The 23,766-nt window shown below is 72.5% G+C and carries 22 protein-coding genes; 14 read left to right on the top strand and 8 right to left on the bottom strand.

The features are described 5' to 3' along the window. The 3 genes from L6E12_RS30745 to rarD form a co-directional block, all read left to right on the top strand. Window positions 1–2,323, top strand: a 2,323-nt coding sequence (locus L6E12_RS30745) for a transglycosylase domain-containing protein (protein ID WP_236231429.1), incomplete at its 5' end; no start/stop codon positions are given. A 92-nt stretch (window positions 2,324–2,415) separates the two neighbouring features. Beyond that, window positions 2,416–3,969, top strand: a complete 1,554-nt coding sequence (locus tag L6E12_RS30740; RefSeq protein WP_236231428.1) for a glycosyltransferase family 87 protein — start codon at window positions 2,416–2,418, stop codon at window positions 3,967–3,969. Between the two features lie 75 nt (window positions 3,970–4,044). After that, window positions 4,045–4,962: an EamA family transporter RarD gene (rarD, locus tag L6E12_RS30735; RefSeq protein WP_236231427.1), complete on the top strand. Its 918-nt coding sequence runs from the start codon at window positions 4,045–4,047 to the stop codon at window positions 4,960–4,962. Here rarD and L6E12_RS30730 read toward each other — a convergent pair. Together L6E12_RS30730 and L6E12_RS30725 are read right to left on the bottom strand one after the other, a co-directional pair. Continuing rightward, window positions 4,886–6,394 carry a glycosyltransferase family 87 protein gene (locus L6E12_RS30730; protein WP_374201973.1) on the bottom strand — a complete coding sequence of 503 codons (1,509 nt, stop codon included), beginning with the start codon at window positions 6,392–6,394 and terminating at the stop codon, window positions 4,886–4,888. The genes rarD and L6E12_RS30730 overlap by 77 nt on opposite strands. Next, window positions 6,391–7,161: a deoxyribonuclease IV gene (locus tag L6E12_RS30725; protein WP_236231426.1), complete on the bottom strand. Its 771-nt coding sequence runs from the start codon at window positions 7,159–7,161 to the stop codon at window positions 6,391–6,393. Before L6E12_RS30725 ends, L6E12_RS30730 begins: the two co-directional genes overlap by 4 nt. A gap of 193 nt (window positions 7,162–7,354) precedes the next feature. On the opposite strand from L6E12_RS30725, the gene L6E12_RS30720 reads away from it, so the two are divergent. The 7 genes from L6E12_RS30720 to dnaB all read left to right on the top strand — a co-directional run bounded on the left by L6E12_RS30720 (window position 7,355) and on the right by dnaB (window position 12,842). Next, window positions 7,355–8,371 carry a hypothetical protein gene (locus tag L6E12_RS30720; RefSeq protein WP_236231425.1) on the top strand — a complete coding sequence of 339 codons (1,017 nt, stop codon included), beginning with the start codon at window positions 7,355–7,357 and terminating at the stop codon, window positions 8,369–8,371. Window positions 8,372–8,446: 75 nt separating this feature from the next. Next, entirely contained in the window at window positions 8,447–9,340 is an 894-nt protein-coding gene (locus tag L6E12_RS30715; protein ID WP_236231424.1) for a hypothetical protein, read from the top strand. 87 nt (window positions 9,341–9,427) lie between these two features. Beyond that, on the top strand, window positions 9,428–9,718 hold the full coding sequence (gene rpsF, locus L6E12_RS30710) for a 30S ribosomal protein S6 (RefSeq protein WP_084176427.1): 291 nt from the start codon (window positions 9,428–9,430) through the stop codon (window positions 9,716–9,718). 18 nt (window positions 9,719–9,736) lie between these two features. Beyond that, complete coding sequence (locus L6E12_RS30705) at window positions 9,737–10,252, top strand: single-stranded DNA-binding protein (RefSeq protein WP_035289930.1); 516 nt, start codon at window positions 9,737–9,739, stop codon at window positions 10,250–10,252. 59 nt (window positions 10,253–10,311) lie between these two features. Continuing rightward, window positions 10,312–10,560 carry a 30S ribosomal protein S18 gene (gene rpsR / locus L6E12_RS30700; RefSeq protein ID WP_035289928.1) on the top strand — a complete coding sequence of 83 codons (249 nt, stop codon included), beginning with the start codon at window positions 10,312–10,314 and terminating at the stop codon, window positions 10,558–10,560. A gap of 15 nt (window positions 10,561–10,575) precedes the next feature. Beyond that, window positions 10,576–11,034 (top strand): 50S ribosomal protein L9, encoded by a 459-nt coding sequence (rplI, locus tag L6E12_RS30695; RefSeq protein ID WP_035289926.1) that lies wholly within the window; start codon window positions 10,576–10,578, stop codon window positions 11,032–11,034. 431 nt (window positions 11,035–11,465) lie between these two features. Further along, window positions 11,466–12,842, top strand: coding sequence for a replicative DNA helicase (gene dnaB / locus L6E12_RS30690; RefSeq protein ID WP_110080657.1), 1,377 nt, complete (start codon window positions 11,466–11,468; stop codon window positions 12,840–12,842). Between the two features lie 12 nt (window positions 12,843–12,854). Here dnaB and L6E12_RS30685 read toward each other — a convergent pair whose 3' ends face one another. Further along, a complete protein-coding gene (locus L6E12_RS30685; RefSeq protein ID WP_236231423.1) occupies window positions 12,855–13,964 on the bottom strand; it encodes an NAD(P)/FAD-dependent oxidoreductase in 1,110 nt (369 codons plus the stop codon). 66 nt (window positions 13,965–14,030) lie between these two features. Here L6E12_RS30685 and L6E12_RS30680 point away from each other — a divergent pair, with 66 nt between their 5' ends. Next, on the top strand, window positions 14,031–14,711 hold the full coding sequence (locus tag L6E12_RS30680) for a TetR/AcrR family transcriptional regulator (RefSeq protein ID WP_236231422.1): 681 nt from the start codon (window positions 14,031–14,033) through the stop codon (window positions 14,709–14,711). Between the two features lie 26 nt (window positions 14,712–14,737). Here the strand turns inward: L6E12_RS30680 and L6E12_RS30675 are convergent, their stop codons facing one another. Together L6E12_RS30675 and map are read right to left on the bottom strand one after the other, a co-directional pair. Next, window positions 14,738–15,226 (bottom strand): hypothetical protein, encoded by a 489-nt coding sequence (locus L6E12_RS30675; RefSeq protein WP_236231421.1) that lies wholly within the window; start codon window positions 15,224–15,226, stop codon window positions 14,738–14,740. A gap of 102 nt (window positions 15,227–15,328) precedes the next feature. Continuing rightward, window positions 15,329–16,123, bottom strand: a complete 795-nt coding sequence (map, locus tag L6E12_RS30670; protein ID WP_236231420.1) for a type I methionyl aminopeptidase — start codon at window positions 16,121–16,123, stop codon at window positions 15,329–15,331. A gap of 81 nt (window positions 16,124–16,204) precedes the next feature. On the opposite strand from map, the gene L6E12_RS30665 reads away from it, so the two are divergent. Beyond that, window positions 16,205–16,471, top strand: coding sequence for a helix-turn-helix transcriptional regulator (locus L6E12_RS30665; RefSeq protein ID WP_236231419.1), 267 nt, complete (start codon window positions 16,205–16,207; stop codon window positions 16,469–16,471). Window positions 16,472–16,478: 7 nt separating this feature from the next. On the opposite strand, the gene L6E12_RS30660 is transcribed toward L6E12_RS30665, so the two are convergent. Then, the gene (locus L6E12_RS30660) at window positions 16,479–17,222 is read right to left on the bottom strand and encodes an SDR family NAD(P)-dependent oxidoreductase (RefSeq protein ID WP_236231418.1); all 744 of its coding nucleotides are present in this window, start codon (window positions 17,220–17,222) and stop codon (window positions 16,479–16,481) included. Window positions 17,223–17,315: 93 nt separating this feature from the next. Between L6E12_RS30660 and L6E12_RS30655 the strand changes: the two genes are divergently transcribed. Continuing rightward, entirely contained in the window at window positions 17,316–17,924 is a 609-nt protein-coding gene (locus L6E12_RS30655) for a TetR/AcrR family transcriptional regulator (RefSeq protein ID WP_236231417.1), read from the top strand. Window positions 17,925–17,967: 43 nt separating this feature from the next. On the opposite strand, the gene L6E12_RS30650 is transcribed toward L6E12_RS30655, so the two are convergent. Continuing rightward, the gene (locus L6E12_RS30650; RefSeq protein WP_236231416.1) at window positions 17,968–18,942 is read right to left on the bottom strand and encodes a YafY family protein; all 975 of its coding nucleotides are present in this window, start codon (window positions 18,940–18,942) and stop codon (window positions 17,968–17,970) included. A 112-nt stretch (window positions 18,943–19,054) separates the two neighbouring features. Here L6E12_RS30650 and L6E12_RS30645 point away from each other — a divergent pair, with 112 nt between their 5' ends. Further along, window positions 19,055–19,459: a glyoxalase/bleomycin resistance/extradiol dioxygenase family protein gene (locus L6E12_RS30645; protein WP_236231415.1), complete on the top strand. Its 405-nt coding sequence runs from the start codon at window positions 19,055–19,057 to the stop codon at window positions 19,457–19,459. 70 nt (window positions 19,460–19,529) lie between these two features. On the opposite strand, the gene L6E12_RS30640 is transcribed toward L6E12_RS30645, so the two are convergent. Next, entirely contained in the window at window positions 19,530–23,735 is a 4,206-nt protein-coding gene (locus tag L6E12_RS30640) for a hypothetical protein (RefSeq protein ID WP_236231414.1), read from the bottom strand. Window positions 23,736–23,766: the final 31 nt, after the last annotated feature.

Below are 23,766 nucleotides of genomic sequence, written 5' to 3'. Positions count from 1 at the left end.
GATCACGCACCGCGAGTTCGACGACGACTTCTCCGCCGAGCGGCAGTACGCGGACGACGACTACGGGCCGGACGAGGACGATGGCGGCCCGCCGACGGGCGAGCAGCGGGCGATGCGGAAGAAGAAGACCTGGCGGCGGGTCCGGCGGACCCTGTACGTGCTGACCGCCCTGGGCATCGTGATCCCGGTCCTGGCGTTCTTCATCACCTACCAGATGGTCGACGTCGACAACCCCAACGACGTCGCGCTGGCCCAGGACAAGGTCGTCACGATGCTCTACGCCGACGGCTCGCCGATGGCGCGGCTGGCCGAGTCCGGCGGCAACCGCATCATGCTCAAGTCCGGGGAGATCCCCGACACCCTGCTGCACGCCGTGTACGCCGCCGAGGACCAGACGTTCGAGACGAACTCCGGGTTCGACCTCATGGGCATCATGCGCGCGGTGTGGAACCAGGCGACCGGTGGCGGCGGCGGTGGCTCCACCATCAGCCAGCAGTACATCAAGAAGGCTTCCGGCAACGAGGACCCGACGCTGTCGCGCAAGTGGGTCGAGGTCGTGAAGTCCTACAAGATGAACAAGACCTACAGCAAAGACGACATCATCGCGGCGTACCTGAACACGATCTACTTCGGTCGGGGCGCGTACGGGATCGCGGCGGCGGCGCAGGCCTACTACGGCATCAGCGACGTCAACCAGGTCACCAAGTCGCAGGCGGCGGTGCTCGCGGGCATGATCCAGACGCCCGCGAACGGCAAGGTGGTGGCGTACCAGAAGCAGCGCTGGGACTACGTCACCAACCGCATGATCAGCAACAACTGGATGACGACGGCGGAGAAGACCGCCCAGCCGTTCCCGGAGCCGATCCCGCCCAGCGAGGGCCAGCTCGCGGCGCTGCCCGGCCCGCGCCAGGGCTTCTCGGACCTGGTCACCGACGAGCTGAAGACCTACGGCATCACCGAGGAGCAGGTCAAGCGCAACGGGTACGTGATCACGCTGACCATCGACCAGAACGCGCAGACCATGGCCGAGAAGGCTGTCGCGGACGTGATGGCGGGCCAGCCCGCGAACCTGCACCCCGCCCTGGTCGCGGTCGACCCGGCGTCCGGTGCGATCCGGGCCTACTACGGCCGCGCCAAGGGCCTCGACCTGGACTACGCGGGCGCGAAGCAGGAGCCCGGTTCCGCGTTCAAGCCGTTCGACCTGGTCGGGCTGCTGGAGAAGGGCAAGGGCCTCGGCGAGGTGTACGACACCACGGCCAGGAGTTTCGACCCGAAGTGCAAGAACAACCCGTACTCGGACAGCGACTGCAAGGTCGTCAAGAACGCGTCGGTCCCCAAGTGCGGCAAGTCCTGCACGGTGGCCGAGGCGATGAAGGAGTCGCTGAACGTGGTGTTCAGCGACATGGTCTACAACGACGTCAAGCCCGCGGGCGTGGCCGAGGCGGCCAAGAAGGCGGGCATCCTCTCCCCGCTGGACGCCGCCGCCGGTGACATCAACATCGCCATCGGCGGTGGTGCCACCCAGGTGACCACCGTGGACATGGCCTCGGCGTACGCGACCTTCGCGGCCAACGGCACCTACCGCAAGCCGCACCTGGTGCAGAAGGTCACCTACCCCGACGGCGGGGTCGTCTTCGACGCGGCGGCCCGGCCGGAGCTGGCCGAGAAGCCCGCGTTCGACGCCGAGGACGCCACCCGCAACCAGCAGATCGCCCGCAACGTCACCGAGGCGCTGCTGCCGATCCCCGAGTACTCGAAGATCGGCTGCGCAGGCGGCAGGCAGTGCGCGGGCAAGACCGGGACGCACCAGTACGTCGACACGACCGGCAAGGAAACGCCGGACAACGCGAAGGCGTGGATGGTCGGCTACACCCCGCAGCTCTCGACCGCGGTGTCCATGAGCGGTGGCGACGAGAAGAACACCCCGGAGAGCCGCATCCTGCACGACGCCGAGGGCAACAAGATCTACGGCAGCGGGTTGCCGGGCAAGATCTGGAAGGAGTTCATGGACTCCTACCACCAGAACCTGCCCAAGGCCGCGTTCGGCAAGTACGTGCCGATCGGCAAGACGGAGTCCAGGCAGAGCGACAACGACAACAAGCCCGCCCAGACCAAGCCCCGCGAGCAGACGTCCGACAACGCGCCGACGACCACCACCGCGCCGTCCGTCCCGGAGACGACCACGGTGCCCCCGGAGGACACCGGCGAGGCGACCACGACCAAGCCCACCCGGACCAAGCCGGGTGGCGGGGGCACCGACATCCCGCTGCCGGGCGGTGGCGGTGGCGGAGGCGGCGGGCCGGGTGACGGCCTGATCGGTTGACCACGGACGGCTCCGGGGATTTCCCCGGGGCCGTCCGCGTGTTCACCGCGGGCTGACCCCGTTCGCACACCGCTGCCCGTAGCATCGCGCGCGTGTCTGAGTCACCGAGCGGGGACGAGCGGGTCGGCGACACCGCCACCCTCGGTCCCGAGGAGCGCGTCCGGCCGAGCTGGACGGAGTCCCTGGCCGCCTCGGCGAGCACGCCGGTCGGCGGGCCGCTGGGGGAGCACGCCGTGGTGGGCAGGCATTGGTTCTGGACCCCGCTGCGGGTCTCGCTGCTGCTGGCCGTGGTCGCGCTGTCGCTGGCCTGGTTCGGCAAGGCCGCGTGCGTGCAGCAGTACGACTCCGGCGACGGGCGGCTGGCGCTGGACTGGCGCTCGAGCCGCCCGTACGTGGCGATGTGCTACTCCGACATCGTCCCGCTGTACTCGGCCGAGCGGCTCGACCGCGGCGGCTTCCCGTACCTGACGAGCTGGGTCGACCACGAGGGCAAGCCGAACGAGACCAAGCGGTACATGGAGTACCCGGTGCTCACCGGCATGTTCCAGTGGGCGAACGCCAAGATGGCCCAGGGGTGGGTGCAGCTTGCGGCGCAGGGGTGGCTGCCGAGCGGGCTGCCGGTGGTCGTCTACTTCGACATCAGCGCGTTCTGGCTGGCCCTGGCCTGGCTGGTCACCATCTGGGCGACGCTGCGCACGGCCAGGCGCAGACCGTGGGACGCGGCGTTCATCGCCCTGTCCCCGCTGGTCCTGGTGCACGCGTTCACCAACTTCGACACCCTGGCCACGGCGTTCGCCGCCGCCGGGATGCTGGCCTGGGCGCGGAGGAAACCCGTGCTGGCAGGCGTGCTGATCGGCCTCGGCGTGGCGGCGAAGCTCTACCCGCTGTTCCTGCTCGGCCCACTGCTGATCCTGTGCCTGCGGGCGGGGAAGATGCGCTCCTGGTGGCAGGCCACCGGAGCCACGGCCCTGACCTGGGCGGTGGTGAACGCCCCGATCTTCCTGCCCGCGGCGACCCGCGAGGGCTGGTGGCAGTTCTTCACCCTCAACTCCACCCGCGGCGCCGACCCGGACTCGCTCTACAACGTGGTCATGAAGTTCACCGGCTGGTCGGGCTTCGACCCGGACCTGCCCTTCGGCGAGTCGCCGTTCTGGCTGAACCTGGTCAGCGCCCTGCTGTTCCTGCTCGGCTGCGCGGGCATCGCGTTCATCGGCCTGCACGCGCGGACCCGGCCGCGGTTCGCCCAGCTCGGGTTCCTGGTGGTCGCGGTGTTCCTGCTGACGAACAAGGTGTGGAGCCCGCAGTACTCGCTGTGGCTGATCCCGCTGGCGGTGCTGGCCGTGCCGCGCTGGAAGCTGCTGCTCGCCTGGATGACCGTCGACGCCCTGGTCTGGGCCCCCCGGATGTTCTACTTCATGGGCGACTCGAAGAAGGGCCTGCCGGAGGAGTGGTTCCTCGGCACGGTGGTGGTGCGCGACCTGGCGGTGATCGCCCTGTGCGCCCTGGTCGTGTACGAGATCTACCACCCCACCCGCGACCTGGTCCGCGCCCTCGGCGACGACGACCCGGCGGGCGGTGTGCTCGACGGCGCCCCGGACGTGGTGGTCCTGCCCGCCCGGACCGCCAAGGAACCCGAACCGGTCTGAACAACCCGATCGTCACCCCACCTGTCCGGGTGAGACACTCGCGCCGGGTAGTGGTGGGATGATCGGAGGCGGCTGGTGGACAGGGCGCGGCGTGGGTTCTGGTTGGGGTTTTCCGCCTACCTGAGCTGGGGTTTCTTCCCGCTGTACTGGCCGCTGCTCGCGCCTGCCGGGGCGGTGGAGATCTTGGCTCACCGGATCGTGTGGTCGTTGGTGGCGGTGGGTGCGCTGATCGCAGTCACCCGGCGGTGGGGGCACCTGCGGGCGGTCTTCGCCGACCGGCGGCGGATGGGGTTCATCGCGGTGGGGGCGTTCACCATCGCCGTGAACTGGGGGATGTACATCCACGGGGTCAACTCCAACCAGGTGGTGGAGACCTCGCTCGGGTACTTCATCAACCCGCTGGTGACGATCCTGCTCGGTGTCCTGGTGATGGGGGAGCGGCTGCGGGTCGGGCAGTGGGCCGGTTTGGCGATCGCGCTGGCGGCGGTGGTGGAGCTGACCTTCGACTACGGGCGGCTGCCGTGGATCGCGCTGACCCTGGCGTTCTCGTTCGGCACCTACGGGCTGATGAAGAAGAAGGCCGACGTCGGTTCCTCGGAGGGGCTGGCGCTGGAGACGGTCATCCTGGCGCCGGTGGCGCTGGGGTTCCTGGTCGTGCTGAACCTGGGGGGCGGGGGCACCTTCGGGCACGCGGGCTGGGCGAACGCGCTGCTGCTCGCGGGCACCGGGGTGGTGACCGCCGTGCCGCTGCTGCTGTTCGGGGCGGCGGCGGTGCGGGTGCCGATGACCACGCTCGGCCTGTTGCAGTACTTCGTGCCGATCATCCAGTTCGCCATCGGGCTGCTGGTGTTCCACGAGTCGATGACGACCGCGCGGTGGGTCGGGTTCGGGCTGGTGTGGCTGGCGCTGGTCGTGATCACGACCGAGTCGCTGCTGCACCGCCGTCGGTCGGTGGCGCGGGTCGCGGGCCGGCAGCCGGAACCGGTTGCCTGAGCCCGTCCGGTGGGGTGTCCCCGTCGTCCTGGTCGTCGAAGGTGTTGCGGGCGTTCAGGAAGGCGGTGAACAGGCCGACGAGCAGGGCGGCACGGCCCCAGACGCCGATCATGACCGCCTGGGCGGCGAAGCCCTCGTAGACGCCCGCGGGCTTGTTCTGGGCGATCTCGGCGAACCACAGGAAGATGCCGATGCCCATCGCCAGGTCGGCGACGGCGTAGGCGGCGATCCAGCCCCAGCGGACCCGCAGCAGCACGAACATCGGCACCAGCCACAGCGTGTACTGCGGCGAGTGGACCTTGTGCAGCAGCAGGAACCCGCACAGCATCGCCGCCGACACCGCCACCCACGGGTAGGTGCCCTCGCGCCGGTGGCGGACCCAGCCGACGACGCAGGCCGCGGCGAAGGAGGCGATCACCAGCAGCGGCGAGGCGATGCCGATGACGTGGTGCACGGCCTCGTTCTGCGGGTCGGACTCCGGGCGCAGCCCCCAGTACCAGATCGAGTTGGCGGTGATGTCGGCCTTGCGCTGGCCCTGGAACACGAACGAGGCCAGCCAGCCGTCGAAACCGGCCACGGCGAACGGCACGTTGACCGCGACCGCGGCGCCCATCGCGATCAGCGCGACCTTGACCGCGCCCGCCACCTCGCGGGTCTTGCCCGCGGCCAGTTCGGCGCCGCCGCGCCCGCCGGTGAGGACGTAGAGCATCAGCGGCAGGACGAAGATCGCCGGGTACAGCTTGAAGGCGAACCCCAGCCCGAGCAGCAGCGCGGCGGCGTACGCGCGGTGCAGCAGGGGCCGCTCGACGCCCCGCTTGCCCCAGCCGCGGTGCACCACGTAGACGGCCGCGGTCGCGCAGAGCACGACCGGCAGCTCCCAGTTGTGGAACGCGTAGAGGACCAGCGGTGGCGACAGCGCCCACAGCAGCGCCCGCCAGCGGGAGAGCCTGCCCAGCAACCAGGCCGTGAGCAGGCCGAACGGGGCCATCAGCAGCGCCGAGGCGAGCAGGAAGCCCGCGTCGGTGTGCACGAACATCGCGCCGAGCCAGATCAGCAGGCCGGTGAGCACCGGGTACTCGACCGTGCCGCCGCTGAGCTCACCGCTGGAGTTGATGCCGCCGTCGACGTACGGGAAGACGTGCCGGTCGACGTCGCGGCCGATCCACAGGAACTGGATGTCGGAGTAGCAGGCCTCGGCGTACTTGCGGTCGGCGAAGTCGGGCTGGCTGCGGCCCCACTGGTCGAACTCGGGGCCGGTGCAGCGGTTCTTGTTGGCGAAGCCGAGCACCAGGGTGACGCCGCAGAGCAGCACCAGCAGGGCCAGCGCGGAGCGGCCGAGCCGGGCGGCGCCGGTCCGGGTGCGCGGCACCGGGGCGCCGCCGGGGCGGTCGGGGGCCGTGTCCGCGGGCACGTCTGCGGGCACCGCCTTCACCGGCCGAGCGCCTCACGCAGGAAGGCGATGTCCGCGGCCTGGCCGTCGCCCGGGGTCTCCACCACCGCGGGGGCGTCGGCGGCGGCCAGCACGGCCACGAGCTGCTCGGCGTCGATGGTGCCGGTGGCGATGTTGTCGTGCCGGTCGCGGGCCGAGCCGAACTCGTCGCGGGAGCTGTTGAGGTGCACCAGGTCGATCCGGCCGGTGATGGCCCGCACCCGGTCGACGATGCCGACCAGGTCCTCCCCGGCGGCGAAGGCGTGGCAGGTGTCCAGGCAGAAGCCCGCGCCGAACTCGCCGACCTCGTCCCAGAGCCGGGCCAGCACGTCGAACCGGCGGGCCATGGCGTTGTCGCCGCCCGCGGTGTTCTCGATCAGGATCGGCACCGCGAAGCCGCCCTCGGCGTGCTGCCGCTCGAAGAACTTGCGCCAGTTGGTGATGCCCGCCTGCGGGTCCTCGCCCTTGGTGACGTGCCCGCCGTGCACGACCAGGCCCTGCGCGCCGACCTTGGCCGCCGCCTCGGCGTGCTGGGTGACCAGCTTGCGGGAGGGGATGCGGACGCGGTTGTTCGTGGACGCCAGGTTGACCACGTACGGTGAGTGCACGAACACGGTGAGGTCGGAGGCCAGCAGGGCGTCCGCCATCGGGTGCGGCTCCGGCGCCTTCCACCCCTGCGGGTCGGCGAGGAAGAACTGCACCACCTCGGCACCGCGCTCCCGCGCGGCAGCGAGCGGGTCGTCGTCGCGGACGTGGGCGCCGATGCTCATGGTCAGCGAGAGTAGTCGGCGAGGGTGACGACCAGCCCCCTCGCCCACCGTCGAACCCTGGTGGACGGGCCCCGGTTGGGCCGTACGGGCGATTGTGAAGGAATTTCGAGGCAATGCCGGGCGTTGGCGTCACGGGGGCGGGTTACCGTCGTTCCTGCTAGTAGACAGCTCTCTCCGCACCTGGAGGACCTCGATGCAGCGCCGCGCCAAGACCCTCGCCACCGGACTGGTGTTGATGTTCGGCACCGCCACCGCCTGCCTCGGGCTCAACCCGGGTACGGCGGCGGCGGCCGAACCGCTGGTGGCGGGCAACTGCGGGGCCGCCGTGCAGGGCACCCCCGGCCAGCCGGTCTCGCTGAACGCGCAGGCCCTGGTGGGTCCGATCAATGAGGTCCTCAAGGGTGTGCCGCTGCTCGGTCAGACCCTCAGCGGCCTGGTCGGCGGCGTGGTCGGCACCCTGGGCCCGATCCCGATCGGCGCGCTGCCCGACGGCGCGGGCACGATCGGCGGTTCCGCGATCGGGTCGGCGGCGACCGGGGCGTTGCAGGGCACCCCGCTCGGCGCGATCGCCAAGGACGTCGGGAACCTGCTCGGCCGGACCTGCGCGGTGACCGTGCGGGGCGTCAACGCCGCCACGGCCCCCGTGCAGGACGGCGCGACCGACCTGGGTCGGAGCCTGCAATCGGCCACCGCTCCCATCCCGCAGCTACCCGAGCTGATCCCCGGTGCCCCCACCGCGCCCGGCCCGGGCACCCCCGGCGGCGGGAACCCGCCCGGCGGCGGCACGGCCCCCGGTGGCGGCACCACCCCGCCCCCCGGCGGCACCGCCCCGGGTGCGCCCGCCCCCGGCACCACGACCGGCATCGGGCAGAGCCTCACCCCGAACGGCCTGGTCCCGCTATACGGCGCGGGCAGCACCACCGGCCGCTCGCCGATGGCCGACTACGCCTCGCTCCCGTTCGCCAAGGCCGGGTTGTTCACCCCGTCGCCCGGTGTCCGGTACGGCGGTTCGGTGCCCGGCTACTCGCCGCAGTTCGGCATCCTCGGCACCGAGGACACCGACGGTGTCCAGCAGGCGGGACACGCCGAGGCGCTCGACGGCGTCGGCTCGAACCGGATCGCGGTGCCCGTCCTCCTGGCCGTCCTCGCACTTTCGGGGGTCACCGCGACCCTCGTCCGTACCTGGGTGCTGCGCCGAACAGTCGTCTGACAACCAACCGTTTCCCCTTTCCGTCTATCGTTCACCCATACAGGTGGGTGCGGGAATGACGGAGGGTGTCGGCGCGTGCGCAATCGGGTTCGGCGGGTCATCAGTTCGTCCCTCCTCGGCCTGGTGGCCGGGTCCGCCTGCCTGGCGGGTGCGAGCCCGGCCGCGGCCGACCCGCTGAGCCCGCTGCCGCTCTTCGCGCTGAGCTGCGAGCAGGACGTCGTCGGGTTCAAGGGCCAGCCGGTCGTGCTGGCCCGGCTCGCGGTCAACGGCATGGTCACCGAGGCCGTCGCCGACACCCCCGGTCTCGGCGCGCTCGCGGCGACCGCCGTCGGGCTGACCTTCCCGCTCGGCATCGGCATCGAGGTCGGCGCGGTGCCCGACGGCACCGGCCGGATCACCCCGCAGGCGATCGCCGACGCGGTGGTCGCCCAGGTGCGCCCGATGCGGGAGGTCCGGGGCGCCGCCGACGCCGTGGCGGCCCGGGTGGCCGAGCAGGTCGTGGCCGGGTGCGGCATGACCGTGCGGGCGCTCAACCCGAGCGTCCCCACCACGCCCCCGCCCGCACCCCCGACCACCCCGGAACCGCCCGCGCAGCAGCCGACCACGCCCCCGCCTGGCACACCGGTCGGCGAGGCCACCCCGCTGCCGCCGGTGCGGTTCACCCCGCCGCAGCCGAGCACCGGCACCGCACCGCCGCGCGACTACGGCGCCGTCCCCTACGCCAGCCCCGGCGGCGTGTACCGGCCGTCAGCGGTCACGGGCTCCGGGGTGCCCGGCTACGCGCCCCAGTTCGGCATCCTGGGCCAGGACTCCGGGGGCGTCGACGTGCGCACCGCGGCGGGCGACGCGCAGGCGCTGCCCGCGTTCGGCCGGACCGGCGGGGTGGGTGTGCCGATCGTGCTCGCGGCCCTGTTCCTGTCGGTCGTCACCGGCGCCCTGGTCCGCACCTGGGTACTGCGCAAGAGCTGACCTGCGCCGACTGTTAGCCTGGACGGCGCAGACCCTCCTGCCGCGGATCCTCCGCGGCCGTGAGCCCACAGGAGGTGAGTGGTCTTCATGCGTCATTACGAAGTTATGGTCATCCTCGACCCCACGCTCGACGAGCGCACCGTCGCTCCGTCGCTCGACACGTTCCTCAACGTGATCCGCACTTCGGGCGGGAACGTCGAGAAGGTCGACATCTGGGGCAAGCGCCGCCTCTCGTTCGAGATCAAGAAGCACGCCGAGGGCATCTACGCCGTGCTCGACATCAACTCCGAGCCGGACGCGGTGAAGGAGCTGGACCGCCAGCTCTCCCTGCAGGAGTCCGTGCTGCGGACCAAGGTCATGCGCCGCGAGACCGCCTGACAGCCGGGAGGCACCACGATGGCTGGCGACACGACGATCACGGTGGTCGGGAACCTGACCGCCGATCCGGAACTGCGCTTCACCCCGTCGGGCGCCGCCGTGGCGAGCTTCACCGTCGCGTCGACCCCCCGGACGTTCGACCGCGCGAGCGGCGAGTGGAAGGACGGCGAGGCGCTGTTCCTGCGGTGCAACATCTGGCGGCAGGCCGCGGAGAACGTGGCCGAGTCGCTGACCCGCGGCGCGCGCGTGATCGTGAGCGGGCGGCTCAAGCAGCGGTCCTTCGACACCCGCGAGGGTGAGAAGCGCACCGTCATCGAGCTGGAGGTCGACGAGGTCGGCCCGTCCCTGCGCTACGCGACCGCCAAGGTGAACAAGGTGAGCCGCGGCTCCGGTGGCGGAGGCGGCGGTGGTGGCGGTTACGGCGGTGGCGGTGGCGGCAACTCCGCTCCGCCCGCCGACGACCCGTGGGGCTCCGCCCCGCCCGCCGGTGGCGGCGGCGGTGGCGGCGGCTTCAACGACGAGCCCCCGTTCTGACCCGGGCACCGCGCACCGATCCCCCAGACTCTTTCTCGACATAAGACCAGGAGTACCCAGTGGCAAAGCCACCGATTCGCAAGCCGAAGAAGAAGGTCTGCGTGTTCTGCAAGGACGAGAAGAAAGATCGTCCGGTGAACATCGACTACAAGGACACCACCCTGCTGCGGAAGTACATCTCCGACCGCGGGAAGATCCGGGCCCGCCGGGTCACCGGCAACTGCAGCCAGCACCAGCGCGACGTGGCCATCGCGGTCAAGAACGCGCGCGAGGTCGCCCTGCTCCCGTACACCTCGACCGCCCGCTGACCTGGAGAGGACGAAATCATGAAGCTCATCCTCACCACTGACGTCGACGGCCTGGGTGGTCCGGGCGACGCCGTCGAGGTCAAGGACGGCTACGGCCGCAACTTCCTGCTGCCCCGCGGCTTCGCCATCCTGGCGACCAAGGGCGCGGAGAAGCAGGTCCAGGTCATCCGCCGGGCCCAGGAGGCCAGCCGGATCCGCGACCTCGACCACGCCAAGGAGGTCAAGAACCAGCTGGCCAACCTCGGCAGCGTTCCGCTGGCCGCCAAGGCCGCGGCGGGCTCGGGCAAGCTGTTCGGTTCCATCACCACCGGTGACGTCGTCGCCGCGGTGAAGGCCGCCGGTGGCCCGGTCCTGGACAAGCGCGCCGTGGAGCTGGCCGGTCACATCAAGACCGTGGGCAAGCACCCGGTCTCGGTGCGGTTGCACCCGGACGTCACCGCCGCGTTCACCGTCGAGGTGAACGCCGCGAGTTGACGCTCGTCCCCGCAACAGCCCCGCTCGGGCCTCCCGGGCGGGGCTGTTGCGTTGTCCACAGGGTTGTCCACAGGGATGGGTCACCCACCGGAGCCACGGGCGTCACGACACGCCGACAGCCGTGTCTGCCGCGACACGCCGGAGCAAATTTTCCACACCTTATACACAGGGTCTGACCTGCGGTTTCTCTGAGGTGTTCGCAAGTTGTCCCCAGGTTGTCCACAGGCGGGACGGGACCTGTGCTCAGGTGGGCAGAACCATCCCCAAGTTATCCACAGGCGTGTCCCCAGCATGGTTTGCGTACGACCGTTCGGGGGTCATAGCGTCTCATTTGTCGTACCGGACCCGTATCGTTCCGCTCGAACAGGTGTTCGACATCCGCGCGTCGGGCAGCGCGGTCCGGAAGACGTGATCAGGGAGGGGGCCCGCCCATGGCGTTGACAGACGACCGTTCCTTGCCGCCGATGCCGTCGGAGCAGGGGGGCGCCGACCGGCAGCCGCCCCAGGACCTCGCGGCGGAGCAGAGCGTCCTCGGCGGGATGATGCTGTCCAAGGACGCCATCGCCGACGTCATCGAGGCGCTGAGCCCGGGTGACTTCTACCGGCCCAAGCACCAGAACATCTACGACTGCATCCTCGACCTGTACGGCCGCGGCGAACCCGCCGACCCGATCACCGTCTCCGCCGAGCTGGAGCGCCGCGGCGAGCTGCTGCGCGTGGGCGGCGCCCCGTACCTGCACACCCTGATCGCCACGGTGCCCACGGCGGCCAACGCCGGGTACTACGCGGAGATCGTCGCGGAGAAGGCCATCCTGCGCAGGCTGGTCGAGGCCGGGACCAGGATCGTGCAGCTCGGCTACCAGGGCGCAGAGGGCGCGGACGTCACCGAGATCGTCGACCGCGCCCAGGCCGCGATCTACGACGTGACCGAGCGCAGCATGAGCGAGGACTACGTCGCACTGGAAGACCTGCTGCAACCGACGATGGACGAGATCGACGCCATCGCCTCCCGCGGCGGCAACTCCCTGGGCATCCCCACCGGCTTCGCCGACCTGGACGAGATCACCAACGGCCTGCACCCCGGCCAGATGGTGATCGTCGCGGCCCGCCCCGGTGTCGGCAAGTCGACCCTCGGCCTGGACTTCGCCCGCTCCTGCTCGATCGCCCACAACATGACCAGCGCCGTGTTCTCCCTGGAGATGAGCCGCACCGAGATCGTCATGCGCCTGCTGTCCGCGGAGGCCAAGATCCGCCTCGGCGACATGCGCGGCGGCCGGATGAGCGACGACGACTGGACCCGCCTGGCCCGCAAGATGAGCGAGATCAGCGAGGCCCCCCTCTTCGTCGACGACTCCCCGAACCTGACGATGATGGAGATCCGGGCCAAGGCGCGGCGGCTCAAGCAGCGCCACGACCTGAAGCTGGTCGTCGTCGACTACCTGCAGCTAATGACCTCCGGCAAGCGCGTCGAGTCCCGCCAGCAGGAGGTCTCGGAGTTCTCCCGGCAGCTCAAGCTCCTGGCCAAGGAGATCGAGGTCCCGGTCATCGCCATCAGCCAGCTCAACCGAGGCCCCGAGCAGCGCACCGACAAGCGCCCCATGCTCTCCGACCTCCGCGAGTCCGGCTCCCTGGAGCAGGACGCCGACATGGTCCTGCTCATCAACCGCCCCGACGCCTGGGAGCGCGACGACCCCCGGGCGGGCGAGGCGGACCTGATCCTGGCCAAGCACCGAGCGGGCCCCACGGCCACCGTGGTGGTCGCCCACCAGCTCCACTACAGCCGCTTCGCCGACCTGGCCCAGGGCTGACCCCGTCCCGGCCTAGCCGGGTCGGAAGAAGGCGAGCAACCTCCGGGCGGCGTCCGGCGACATCAGCAGCTCCTGCATCTCCGCGGACATGCGGGCGGCGGCGCCGGTGCGCTCGAACATCTCGCGTTCGTACTCCGCGACGGCGGCGGGGAAGTCGTCCGGGCGCGCGGCCAGCGCGAGGCCGAGCAGGGCGCCGTCGAGCAGCGCCATGTTGGCCCCTTCCCCGACCGGCGGCATCAGGTGCGCGGCGTCGCCGAGCAGTGTGGCGCCCGGCGTCGACGGCCAGGTCAGGCCGACCGGGAGGGCGGTGATCGACCGGGGCACGACCACGTCGTCGCAGGCGGCGATCAGCGCGGTGAACCGGGGGTCCCAGCCTGCGAGCAGGTCGATCAGCCGGGCCCGGGCGGCGGGCGGGTCGTCGAACGGGATGCCGCTGGTGGCGAACCAGTCCTCGCCGGTGTTGTAGAAGCTCAGGCCGATGCGCACGCGGCCGTCGCCGTTGCGCTGCGCCGCCAGCGACTTCCCGTCGCCGAGCACCCAGTGGTTGCCGCGCCCGACCATCACCGCGAGGTCCGGGTGGGTGCGGTCGATGTCGGGGATGCCGACCTCGACGACGTTCTGGCCGAGGTGCGCGGGCCGGGCGTCGGTGAGCAGCGCGCGGACCCGGGACTGCGCGCCGTCCGCGCCGACCAGCAGGTCGTACGCCGCGCGGCTGCCGTCGGCGAAGCGCAGCACGCCGTCGGCGGCGGAGTCGAACGCGTGCCCCCAGCGCACCGCGCCTTCGGGGAGGGAGTCCAGCAGCAGGTCGCGCAGGTCGGCGCGGTCGACCTCGGGTCGGTCGAGCGGGGCGTCGTCGGGTGTGTCCTCCCGGAGCAGCAGGGTGCCGTCCGGCTCGAAGAGGCGCATGTCCTGGCCCTCACCGCGGGCGATCGCGAGGAACCCGTCGATCAGGCCTGCCTCGCGCAGCGCCCGCTGCCCGGAGTGGATGTCGAGCATCCCGCCCTGACCGCGCGCACCGCGGGACGACTCGCACTCGTACACGACGGCGTCGACCCCGTGCAGGTGCAGCACCCGGGCGAGGGTCAGGCCGCCCAGGCCCGCTCCGACGATGGCGATGGTCATGGCCGTCCTCGATTCACTGTATTCGTCGATACACTGTATCAAGAGCGGCGCTGTACCGTCCCCGTCATGCTGGTGTGGGAGCGGCCGGAGCCGCCGGACCGCCCGACGCCCGCCCCGCTGAGCCGGGAGCGGATCGTCCGGGCGGCGATCCGACTCGCCGACGCGGACGGCCTGGACGCGGTGTCGCTGCGCAAGGTCGCCGGGGCTCTGGACGTCGGCCCGATGCGGCTGTACGGCTACATCGCCACCAAGGAGGAGCTGCTCGACCTGATGGTCGACGCGGTCCACGCGGAGATCCGACCGACCGGCGACGGCTGGCGGGAGGTGCTGCGCTCCCTCGCCGAGGCCACCCGGCGAGCCGCCCACCGGCACGAGTGGCTCGCCGACCTGATCGGCGGGCGCCCCCAGCTCGGGCCGAACACCCTGGCGAGCGGGGAGGCCGTGGCCGCCGGGATGGGCGGCGTCGACCTGGGCACCGTCGTGCCCGCGATCGCCGCGGTCAACGCGTACGTGATCGGCGCGGTGCGCCGGGAGATCACCGAGCGGCGGGCCGAGCGGGCCTCCGGGATGGACCAGCGGCAGTGGCAGGCCACCTTCGGGCCCTACCTGCGGCGGACCTTCGCCACCGGCCGGTTCCCCGCCCTGGCCGCCGTCGTCCACGACGGCCCCCACCTCGACGCCGACCGGAACTTCCGGACCGGCCTCGACTTCCTCCTCGACGGCATCGGGGCCCACATCGCGAGCTGACGCCCCTCGGGGCGGGAGCGGGCTGTTCAGTCGGCGTCGGTCTTCCGGTCCAGTTTCCGGAAGGCGCTGAACAGGTGGTAGGCGGTGATCGCCGTCAGGACCATGCGGAACACGTTGAGGATGTTCCACTGCCACGCGGCGGAGTACAGGCCGTCCGGCCGCGCGAGTGCGTCGGTGCCGAACATGTCCGGGATCACGGCCACGACGATGTAGGCGGTGAGCACGGCCAGGACCACGGCGACCTGCCCGGCGCGCCGGTGGTCGCGCGCCGCTTCGGCGTCCCGGTTGCGCCACCACAGCACCCACACCAGCACCAGGGCGATCTGGGTGACCGGCACGAAGTACAGGGTGGGCCCGGTGGTGGCGAAGAACTCGTGCAGCCTGGTGAACTGGGCCGGGCTGTCCCGGAGCCAGTTCGGTGAGAAGACCACCGCCTCGTAGAGGTTGCCGAACAGCCAGTGGAGCAGCCCGAGCAGGGCCACCAGCGTCAGGCGCCGCTGCGAGGCGGGTTTCATGTCACTCCTGTGTGGACGGGTGGCCGAGCGGCCCGCGGCACGTGTGCCGCTCGGCGGGGCGGGGGAGTCGTCGGTGGGGCGCCCGCCGACCTCCCCGGCGGGTCAGGCCGAGGTCGGGGTGGCGGGGTGCGGCAGGCGCTCGGTGAGCACCAGGGGGCCGTCGTCGGTGATCGCGATGGTGTGTTCGGAGTGGGCGGTGCGCGAGCCGTCGGCCGAGCGGATGGTCCAGCCGTCCGGGTCGAAGACGATCTTGTCAGTCGTGCGGGCGAGCCAGGGTTCGAGGGCCAGGGTCATGCCCGCGCGGAGCTTGAGGCCGCGGCCCGCCCGGCCCCGGTTGGAGACGTGCGGGTCCTCGTGCATCGTCCGCCCGAGCCCGTGGCCGCCGAACTCGGTGTTGATCGGGTATCCGTACCCGGTGGCGACCGCCTCGATCGCCGCCGAGATGTCGCCCAGCCGGTTGCCCGTCCGTGCGGCCTCGATGCCCGCGGCGAGCGCCTCCTCGGTGGCGCGGACGAGTCGCACGTCCTCCTCGGCGGGTGTGCCGACGATGACGGTGCGGGCGGAGTCGGCGACCCAGCCGTCGATCCCGACCGCGAAGTCCAGGGTGAGGACGTCGCCGTCGCGCAGCGCGTAGTCGTGCGGCAGCCCGTGCAGCACCGCGTCGTTGACCGCCAGGCAGATGACGTTGCGGAACGGGCCGTTGCCGAAGGACGGGGCGTAGTCCCAGTAGCAGGACTGCGCCCCGCGCTGCTCGATCATCTTGCGGGCGTGGTGTTCCAGGTCGAGCAGGTTGACCCCCACGTCGGCGAGGTCACCGAGCTCGGTCAGGACCTGGGCGACGAACCGCCCGGTGGTGTGCATCCGCTCGATCTCCGCTGGTGACTTCAACTCGATCATGGGTACCCTCGCGCCGTTCGTTGGTATAATAATACCAACGTAGCACTTGCGGTATTAAAATACCAGCCGTACCCTGGTGGCGTGGTCCGCAACCCGCTCACCCCCGAACAGGTCGAGGCAGGCAGGCGCCTCGGGCGACTCCTGCGCGAGGCGCGGGCAGACCGCGACCTCTCCGATGTGGCGCGCGCGGCGGGCATGTCGCCGGAGACGCTGCGCAAGATCGAGACCGGCCGGCTCCCGTCCCCCTCCTTCGGCACGATCGCCTGCCTCAGCGAGGTGCTCGACCTGCCGATCCAGGACCTGGCCGCCGCGTGGCGCGACGGCCCGCGCCTCGAAGCCGCCTCGTAGCGACCCCTCAGAGCTGGTTCTCACCGCCGTCGACGTAGAGGTTGGCGCCGAGGACGAAGCTGCTCTGGTCCGAGGCGAGGAAGGCCACGGCGGCGGCCACCTCGTCCGCGGTTCCCACCCGCCCGAGCGGGACCGCCGCCGCGAAGCCCGCCTTGACCGCCCCGGCCTCCTCCTCGCCGACCATGCCGACGATCGCGGGGGTGTCGATCGCGCCCGGCGAGATCGCGTTGACCCGGACACCCCGCCCCTTGAGCTCGTTGGCCCAGGTCCGGGTGTAGGAGCGCAGCGCCGCCTTGGTGGCCGCGTACGTGCCGAACGCCTCGACGCCGTCGTCGGCGCGGACGGACAGGTTCAGGATCACCGAGGCGCCCGCGTTGAGCAGCGGCAGGGCCTTCTGCACGGTGAACAGGGTTCCCCGGACGTTGACGGCGAAGATCCGGTCGAAGTGCTCCTCGGTGGTCTGCTCCAGGGTCGCGAACGCCGCCGTGCCCGCGTTGGCGAACAGCACGTCCACCCCCTCGCCCCGGGCGCGGACCGCGTCGTAGAGCCGGTCCAGGTCGGCCGGGTCCGAGACGTCGCCCGGCACCGCGGTGGCCGAGCCGATGGCCGCCACCGCCGCGTCCAGTTCGCCCGCGCGCCTGCCGGTGACGAAGACGTGCGCGCCCTCGGCCGCGAGGCGCGCGGCGGCGGCCAGGCCGATCCCGCTGCTGCCGCCGGTCACCACTGCTGTCTTGCCTTCGAGCTGACCCATGTTCCCAACCTCCTGAAAGTTCAGAACCGATCGGTACTGAAATCGACCGTAGCACTTCCAGACCGCTCGGTACCAAAGGCGTATCCTGCTGGGGTGACCGATCACGGGAAGGCCCCCATCGGCAGGCCCAGGGGGTTCGACGCCGAGCAGGCGCTCGCGCGCGCCATGGCGGTCTTCTGGGAGCGGGGCTACGAGGGGGCCAGCCTCACCGACCTGACCGGCGCCATGGGCATCACCAGGACCAGCATGTACGCGGCCTTCGGCAACAAGGAGCAGTTGTTCCGCAAGGCCCTGGAGCTCTACACCGAGGGACCCGCCTCCTACGGGTTGCGGGCCCTGGGGGAACCGACCGCCCAGGCGGTGGCCACGGCCTTCCTCAACGGCACGGTCCAGGCCACCACCCGCCCCGACTGCCCCTCCGGGTGCCTGGGCGTGCAGGCATCACTGGCGGCCGGGGACTCCGGCCGACCCGCCCGTGACGCGCTGGCCGGGTGGCGCAACGACGCGCGCCTGCACCTCGAGGAGCGTTTCCGACGGGCCGTCGACGAGGGCGACCTGCCACGCGGCACCGACGCCGGTCGGCTCGCCCGGTACGTCATGACCGTCTCGTTCGGCATCGCTGTCCAGGCCGCGAGCGGCCTCAGCCGCGACGACCTCCAGGAGGTCGCCGACACCGCACTGCGCAACTGGCCACCGGCCTGAGCGCCGACCCGTCCCGCCCACCGGGGCGGGTGCCACGAGTTGATCAGCCTTCCGGTGGCGCGTCGGCGCAGCGGGCCAGTCGACCGGCCAGTGCGCGCACCAGGTCGCGGAGGGCGTCGGGCCGCTCGACGACGAACGGCCGGTCGAGCGCGGCGAGCAGGGGCGGTACCCAGTCGAGTCGCTGCGCCCGCACCCGGGCCCGCACCCACCCGGGATCGGTGATCGCTTCCAGGGTGGCGACGGACTGCGGGAAGACGGTGCGGATGTGCTCCGGCGTCGACTGGACCCGCACGGACACCTCGTGCTGGCGCGGCGCCTCGGCGAGGGCGGTCAGCACCCGCTGGGCGGGGTCGAAGCCGTCCGGTGCGTCGAACGTCCCGGCCCGCACCCCGGCGGTCGCGATCCGGTCGACGCGGAACGTGCGCTCCTGCCCGCTGGCGGAGTCGTGGCCGATCAGGTACCACCGCCCGGAGTGGGCCACGATCCCGTAGGGGTGGACCGTGCGTTCACCCGCACCGCCGTGGCCCGCGGTGTAGGCGATGTCGACCGGGCGGCGGTCCCGCACCGCCTCGGCGACGGTGAGCAGCACCCCGGCCTCCGCCGTGAGCGCCGAGCGCGCGGGCGCGGTGAAGTCGGCGGTCTCCAGCAGCGCGTCGAGCCTGCGGCCCAGGGCTTCGGGCAGCACCCGCCTGACCTTGGCGACCGCGCTCTCCGCCGCCGCGACCGAGGTGGTGATCACCCCGGCGCGTCGACCCGCGACCAGGCCGAGCAGGACCGCGAGCGCCTCCTCGTCGGTGAGCATCAGCGGGGGCATCCGGTACCCCGGGGACAGCCGGTACCCGCCGTACCGGCCGCGCACCGAGCGGATGGGGATGTCCAGGTCGAGGAGGTGCGCGGCGTAGCGGCGGACGGTGCGCTCGTCCACGTCGAGCCGCTCGGCCAGCTCGGCCACGGTTCGGGTCCCCCCGCCCTGGAGGATTTCCAGGAGCGCCAGCACCCGGGCGATCGGCCGAGTCATGGGCAGAACTCTCCCAATACCGGGCGGATGCTGTCCACTATCGCTCCTAGCGTGGCGGGTGTCCGCAGCGGGGCGGCGCGCAGCCGCCCCCCACCCCCTGGGAAGGCCCGCCATGCAATTCGCTTCCGTCCGCGTCATCACCGACGACGTCGCCCGCCTCGTCGAGTTCTACGAGCGGGCGACCGGCCTCGAAGCGCGGTGGCTCGCCGAGCAGTTCGCCGAACTCGTCGGCCCGTCGTGCACCCTGGCGATCGGCGGTGCCCAGACGATGGCGCTGTTCAGCCCGGGCGCGGCCGTCCCCGAGTCGAACCGGTCCGCGATCCTGGAGTTCCTCGTCGAGGACGTCGACCGGGAGCACAAACGGCTGACCGGTCTGGCCCCGGTCCCCGAGGTCGTGCAGGAGCCGACCACGATGCCGTGGGGGAACCGCTCCCTGCTGGTGCGCGACCCCGACGGCAACCTGGTCAACTTCTTCGCCCCGCTCACCGGGGAGGCCCGCGCGCGGCTCGCCCGGTGACGACGGGCCGGGACAGCGGAGGACCCCGGGAGCGGGTGCTCCCGGGGTCCTCCGTCCGTTCGAGCGGCGGTCAGCCGATCTTGGGGAAGGTGCCGAACAGGTCGGCGAGCTTGGACTGCGTGTCGGTCAGGGAGGTCAGACCGGACGCACCGGTCGCGGGCAGGGTGTGCACCTCCGGCACCTCGAAGAGGTCACCGGCGAACATGCCCGACGCGGCGTCCAGACCGGGCATGGTGAAGACGTCGGTGCGGTCCATCGTGTGGAAGCGGCCCGGGAGGTTGTCGCCCAGGCCCGCCGGGAGGACACCCACGACGGTGTCCAGCAGGCCGTTGGTGGGCAGACCGCCCGGCAGCAGGTCGTCGGTCGGCAGGTGACCGAGGGTGTTGGTGGCCAACTGGGTCACCCCGGCGACCGGCTCGGCACCGCCGGTGGCGGGCGGCTGCGGCAGGTCCCGGCCGGAAAGCTGGGACAGGGCGCCGAGCGGCAGCAGGCCGTTGGACGGGAGCTGGGCGAGGGCGTTGGTGGCCAACTGGGTCACCCCCGCGATCGGCAACTGCGGCAGGTCCCGGCCCGGACCGCCGACCGGCAGTTGGGGCACGCCGACGTTCTCCGGCACCAGGCCACCGGACTGGAGCTGCGCCACACCGCCCGTGGGCAGCGGAACCGCACCACCGTTGGGCAACTGCGGCACACCACCCGTCGGGAGCTGCGGCAGCCCACCGGTCGGGAGCTGGGGCACGTCACGCCCCGCCGAGCGGGTCAGGTCGCCGGTCGGCAACTGGGGCAGCAGACCACCGTGCTGGAGCTGCGCCACGCCACCGGTGGGCAGTGCGCCGCCGTTGGGCAGCGGGGGCAGGCCACCGATCGGCAGCGGGGGCACGGCCCGCCCCGCCGACCGGGACAGGTCGCCGTTCAGTAGCTGGGGCACCAGGCCACCGGACTGGAGCTGCGCCACACCGCCCGTGGGCAGCGGAACCTCGCCACCGTTGGGCAACTGCGGCACACCACCCGTCGGGAGCTGCGGCAGCCCACCGGTCGGGAGCTGGGGCACACCGCCCGTCGGGAGCTGCGGCACACCGCCCGTCGGGAGCTGCGGCACGCCACCCGTCGGGAGCTGCGGCACGCCACCCGTCGGGAGCTGCGGCACGGCGCCGGTCGGGAGCTGGGGCAGCTCGCGGGACGCCAGCGGGGCCATGGTGTTCGTGGCCACCCTGCTCACGCCGCGGCCCGCGATCTGGGTGAGCTTGCCCACCGGCAGGCCGATCGCGCCGTCGATCGGGATGTTCCCCACCGATCCCACGGGCTGCTGCCTGCCCGTGGTGGCACCGGGCACGGTGAGCACGCCACGCGAGGGGGTGGTGGGCACGCCGCCCGTCGGCACCTGGGCCGGGACCCCCGTGGGCCAGGTGGGCTGGCCGTACGGTGCGTGGACCGGGTTGCCGTAGGCGGCGGGCATGGCGGGCATCGGCATGGTGGGGTAGTCCGCGCGACCCGCGGCGCGACCCGCGGGCCTGCTGCCGATGAGGCCGCCGTCGCTCGCGCGGGTCAGGCCGCCGAGCAGGCCACCGGCCCCGCCGCCACCGCCCAGCAGGCCGCCGCCACCGTTGCCGCCGTTGCCGCCGCCGAGGAGACCGCCCACCAGCGGCAGGCCGCCGGGGTTGGTCAGGCCGTTGAGCGGGCGGCCCAGCGCGCCGAGCGGGTTGCCCAGCGGGTTGCTGCGGGCGTAGTTGAGGACCGTGGGGGGCTTGGTGAGCGGGAGCGCGCCCGCGGGCGGCAGCTCCAGCGGCTTCTCCTCGCCGACCGCCACGTCGCTGGTGTGCTTGGCGTCGGTGACGGCGTCGGCCAAGACCTTGACTGGGACGTTGTAGATCGGGGCGTTGACGCCGATCGGGCGGACGCCGTGCAGGCCGGACAGCTTCTTGTTCTCCCCGCTGGTCTCGGAGTGGCCGCCGGCGGAGCCGGTGGTGGTGTGGTCCGAGGTGCCACCCGCCTGGGCGGCGCCCGCGCTGACGGCGTCACCGTGCACCTGGGCGAGCGAGGCGGCCGGGACGTCGAACAGGTTCCCCGACACGTAGCCGCCGCGGCCGTCGGTGGTCGCGTTGCCGCCGGAGGTGCCGGTGGTCTGACTGGTGGAGCTGGACGCGCTGTCGGCACCCGCCACCGCGACGGGGGTGCCCGCGGGCTGCACGACCGGGAGCAGGGCCGGGCTCACCACGTTGCCGGACGCGTTGCCCGACTGCCCGCTGGTGGCGGTGGTGCCGCCCGCGGTGGTGGAGGTGGTGTTGGCGCCCAGGCCGGTGCCGCGGCCGAACACGGCGACCGAGTCGCCGGAGCCCTGGGCGGCGCCCGCGGTGGGGGTGGAGACGATGTTGCCCGAGCCGGAGCCGTTCGAGCCGTCGGTGCCCGCGGCGCTGCCGGACACGACGCTGGTGGTGTTGGTGGCGTCGGCCGAGCCGATGCCGCCGACCACGCCGTTGGCGCCGAAGCCCTGGGTGGGCAGCGCGCTCGGGGTCTGGGCGATGTTGCCGGAGAGGACGCCGCCGACGCCGGAGGCGGTGGACTTGCCGCCCGCCCGGGTGGTGTCGTGCAGCTCGGCGGTGCTGCCGGTCCTGGCGGCGGTGCCGACGGCGTTGCCGAAGAACTGCACCGGGGTGGCCAGTGGGACCTGCACCAGGTTCGCGCCCGCCACCGCGCCGTCGTCGGCGGTGTTGGCGTTGCCGCCCGCGGCGGTGTCCTTCTGCTGGGAGCCCGTGAAGTCTGCGGTGCCGAGGGCGCCGCCGCCGTTGCCGGTGCTCTCGACCGGGGCGGCGACCGGGACGACGACGCCGTTGCCGCCGACGACGGAGTTGTCGCCGGTGGTGCCCGCGTCGCCGCCCGCCTGGGTGCTGACGGCGTGGTCGCAGGTGGCGGACGTGTCGCCCGCACCGGCCAGGCCGCTGCCGCACAGGTCGACCGGGCCCGCCACGGGGGCGCTCACCAGGGCGCCGCCGAGGGTGCTGTCGCGGCCGTGGGTGTGGGTGTGGCCGCCCGCACCCGCGGTGGAGTGGTGGGTGTCGGCGGCGGTGGAGTTGCCCGCGACGCCCGCGGCGGTGCCGATGACCTCGACCGGGGTGGCGGCGGGGGCGGTGGCGATGCTGCCGGAGAGGACGCCGTCGGTGCCGTCGGTGCGGTTGCCGCCGCCCGCGCCCGCGGTGGCGGTGGCCGCGCAGGTGGCGGCGGAGTTGCCGACGACCCCGGCGGTGGCGCAGTCGAGGGTGGTCGGGGTGGCGGCGGCGGGTTGCAGGACGTTGCCCGAGACCACCGAGTCCGGCGCGTAGGTGGTGAGGTAGGTGGGGCTGCCCGCGAAGTCGAGGGCCTGCGCACCGGCCTGGGCGCCCGCGGTGTTGTGCGAGGTGGACTCGGCGATGCCGAACACGCCGAGCGCCTGGCCGCTGGCGTGCACCGGGGTGGCCACCGGGAGGGCGCCCGCGTTGCCCGCGGCGACGGCGCCCGCGCCGTCGGTGGTGAGGGCCCCGCCGGAGGCGGCGGTGGCCGACGTCGTGGAGTCGGTGGTGGCGTTGCCCGCACCGGCGATCGCGTTGCCGTTGAACTGGAACGGGGTGGCGCCGTGCAGGGCGCCGGTGTTGCCCGCGAGCACCCGGCCGCGGCCGGAGGTGGTGGAGCCGCCGCCCGAGGTGGCGGACTGGTTGGCGGTGTTGACCACGTCGGCGTCGTCGAGGGCGCCCACCGCGTTGCCGGTGACCTGGACCGGGGCGGACCAGTCGAGGGCGACGACGTTGCCTGCGAGGGCGCGGGTGGAGCCGTCGGTGGTGATCGGCCCGGTGGTGCCCGCCGCGGTCTGGCTGGAGGTGTTCTCCGCCTCGGCGCCACCGCCGAGGGCGACGGCGTTGCCGGAGACGTCGACCGGGGCGGCGAGTTCGCCGCCCGCCCGGTTGCCGCGCAGCGCGGTGCCGCCGAGGGCGGTGGCCTTGGCGTGGGCGGCGTTCGCGGCGGGTGTCGCCGTGTGCAGCAGTCCGCCGCCGCCGGGCAGCCGCTTGAGCAGGGCGCCGGGGTTGACCGGGACCTCGGCGTCGGCCGCGGGCAGCGCCCGCTGGCCCACCGGGGTGCCGATGATGTTGTTGTCCAGGTGGATCGGGACGGCGATCGCCGCGTCCAGCGGGGAGGCGGGCCGGTCGGGGTTGACGTCCTCGTCTGCGGAAGCGATGCCGGTACCGAGCATCAGCAAACCACCGGTGACCAGCGCGGTGTGGAGTCCGCGCTTCGCCCAGGTCTGCATTCTGGTGTTCTCCTTCAATGTTTTTCCCGTG

The organism is Actinokineospora sp. PR83 (assembly GCF_021056305.1).
Taxonomy (GTDB): Bacteria; Actinomycetota; Actinomycetes; order Mycobacteriales; family Pseudonocardiaceae; genus Actinokineospora; species Actinokineospora spheciospongiae.
The sequence above is the reverse complement of the archived record's forward strand: the minus strand, read 5'-3'. Positions and strand labels throughout refer to the sequence as shown.

What these genes read in the sequence shown, in the direction of transcription:
- L6E12_RS30725 (WP_236231426.1), bottom strand. Translation starts at nt 7,161, where the DNA reads ATGAGCATCGGCGCCCACGTCCGCGACGACGACCCGCTCGCTGCCGCG.
- L6E12_RS30705 (WP_035289930.1), top strand. Translation starts at nt 9,737, where the DNA reads ATGGCTGGCGACACGACGATCACGGTGGTCGGGAACCTGACCGCCGAT.
- L6E12_RS30720 (WP_236231425.1), top strand. Translation starts at nt 7,355, where the DNA reads ATGCAGCGCCGCGCCAAGACCCTCGCCACCGGACTGGTGTTGATGTTC.
- L6E12_RS30680 (WP_236231422.1), top strand. Translation starts at nt 14,031, where the DNA reads ATGCTGGTGTGGGAGCGGCCGGAGCCGCCGGACCGCCCGACGCCCGCC.
- dnaB (WP_110080657.1), top strand. Translation starts at nt 11,466, where the DNA reads ATGGCGTTGACAGACGACCGTTCCTTGCCGCCGATGCCGTCGGAGCAG.
- L6E12_RS30640 (WP_236231414.1), bottom strand. Translation starts at nt 23,735, where the DNA reads ATGCAGACCTGGGCGAAGCGCGGACTCCACACCGCGCTGGTCACCGGT.
- map (WP_236231420.1), bottom strand. Translation starts at nt 16,123, where the DNA reads ATGATCGAGTTGAAGTCACCAGCGGAGATCGAGCGGATGCACACCACC.
- L6E12_RS30685 (WP_236231423.1), bottom strand. Translation starts at nt 13,964, where the DNA reads ATGACCATCGCCATCGTCGGAGCGGGCCTGGGCGGCCTGACCCTCGCC.
- L6E12_RS30650 (WP_236231416.1), bottom strand. Translation starts at nt 18,942, where the DNA reads ATGACTCGGCCGATCGCCCGGGTGCTGGCGCTCCTGGAAATCCTCCAG.
- rpsF (WP_084176427.1), top strand. Translation starts at nt 9,428, where the DNA reads ATGCGTCATTACGAAGTTATGGTCATCCTCGACCCCACGCTCGACGAG.
- L6E12_RS30660 (WP_236231418.1), bottom strand. Translation starts at nt 17,222, where the DNA reads ATGGGTCAGCTCGAAGGCAAGACAGCAGTGGTGACCGGCGGCAGCAGC.
- L6E12_RS30645 (WP_236231415.1), top strand. Translation starts at nt 19,055, where the DNA reads ATGCAATTCGCTTCCGTCCGCGTCATCACCGACGACGTCGCCCGCCTC.
- L6E12_RS30675 (WP_236231421.1), bottom strand. Translation starts at nt 15,226, where the DNA reads ATGAAACCCGCCTCGCAGCGGCGCCTGACGCTGGTGGCCCTGCTCGGG.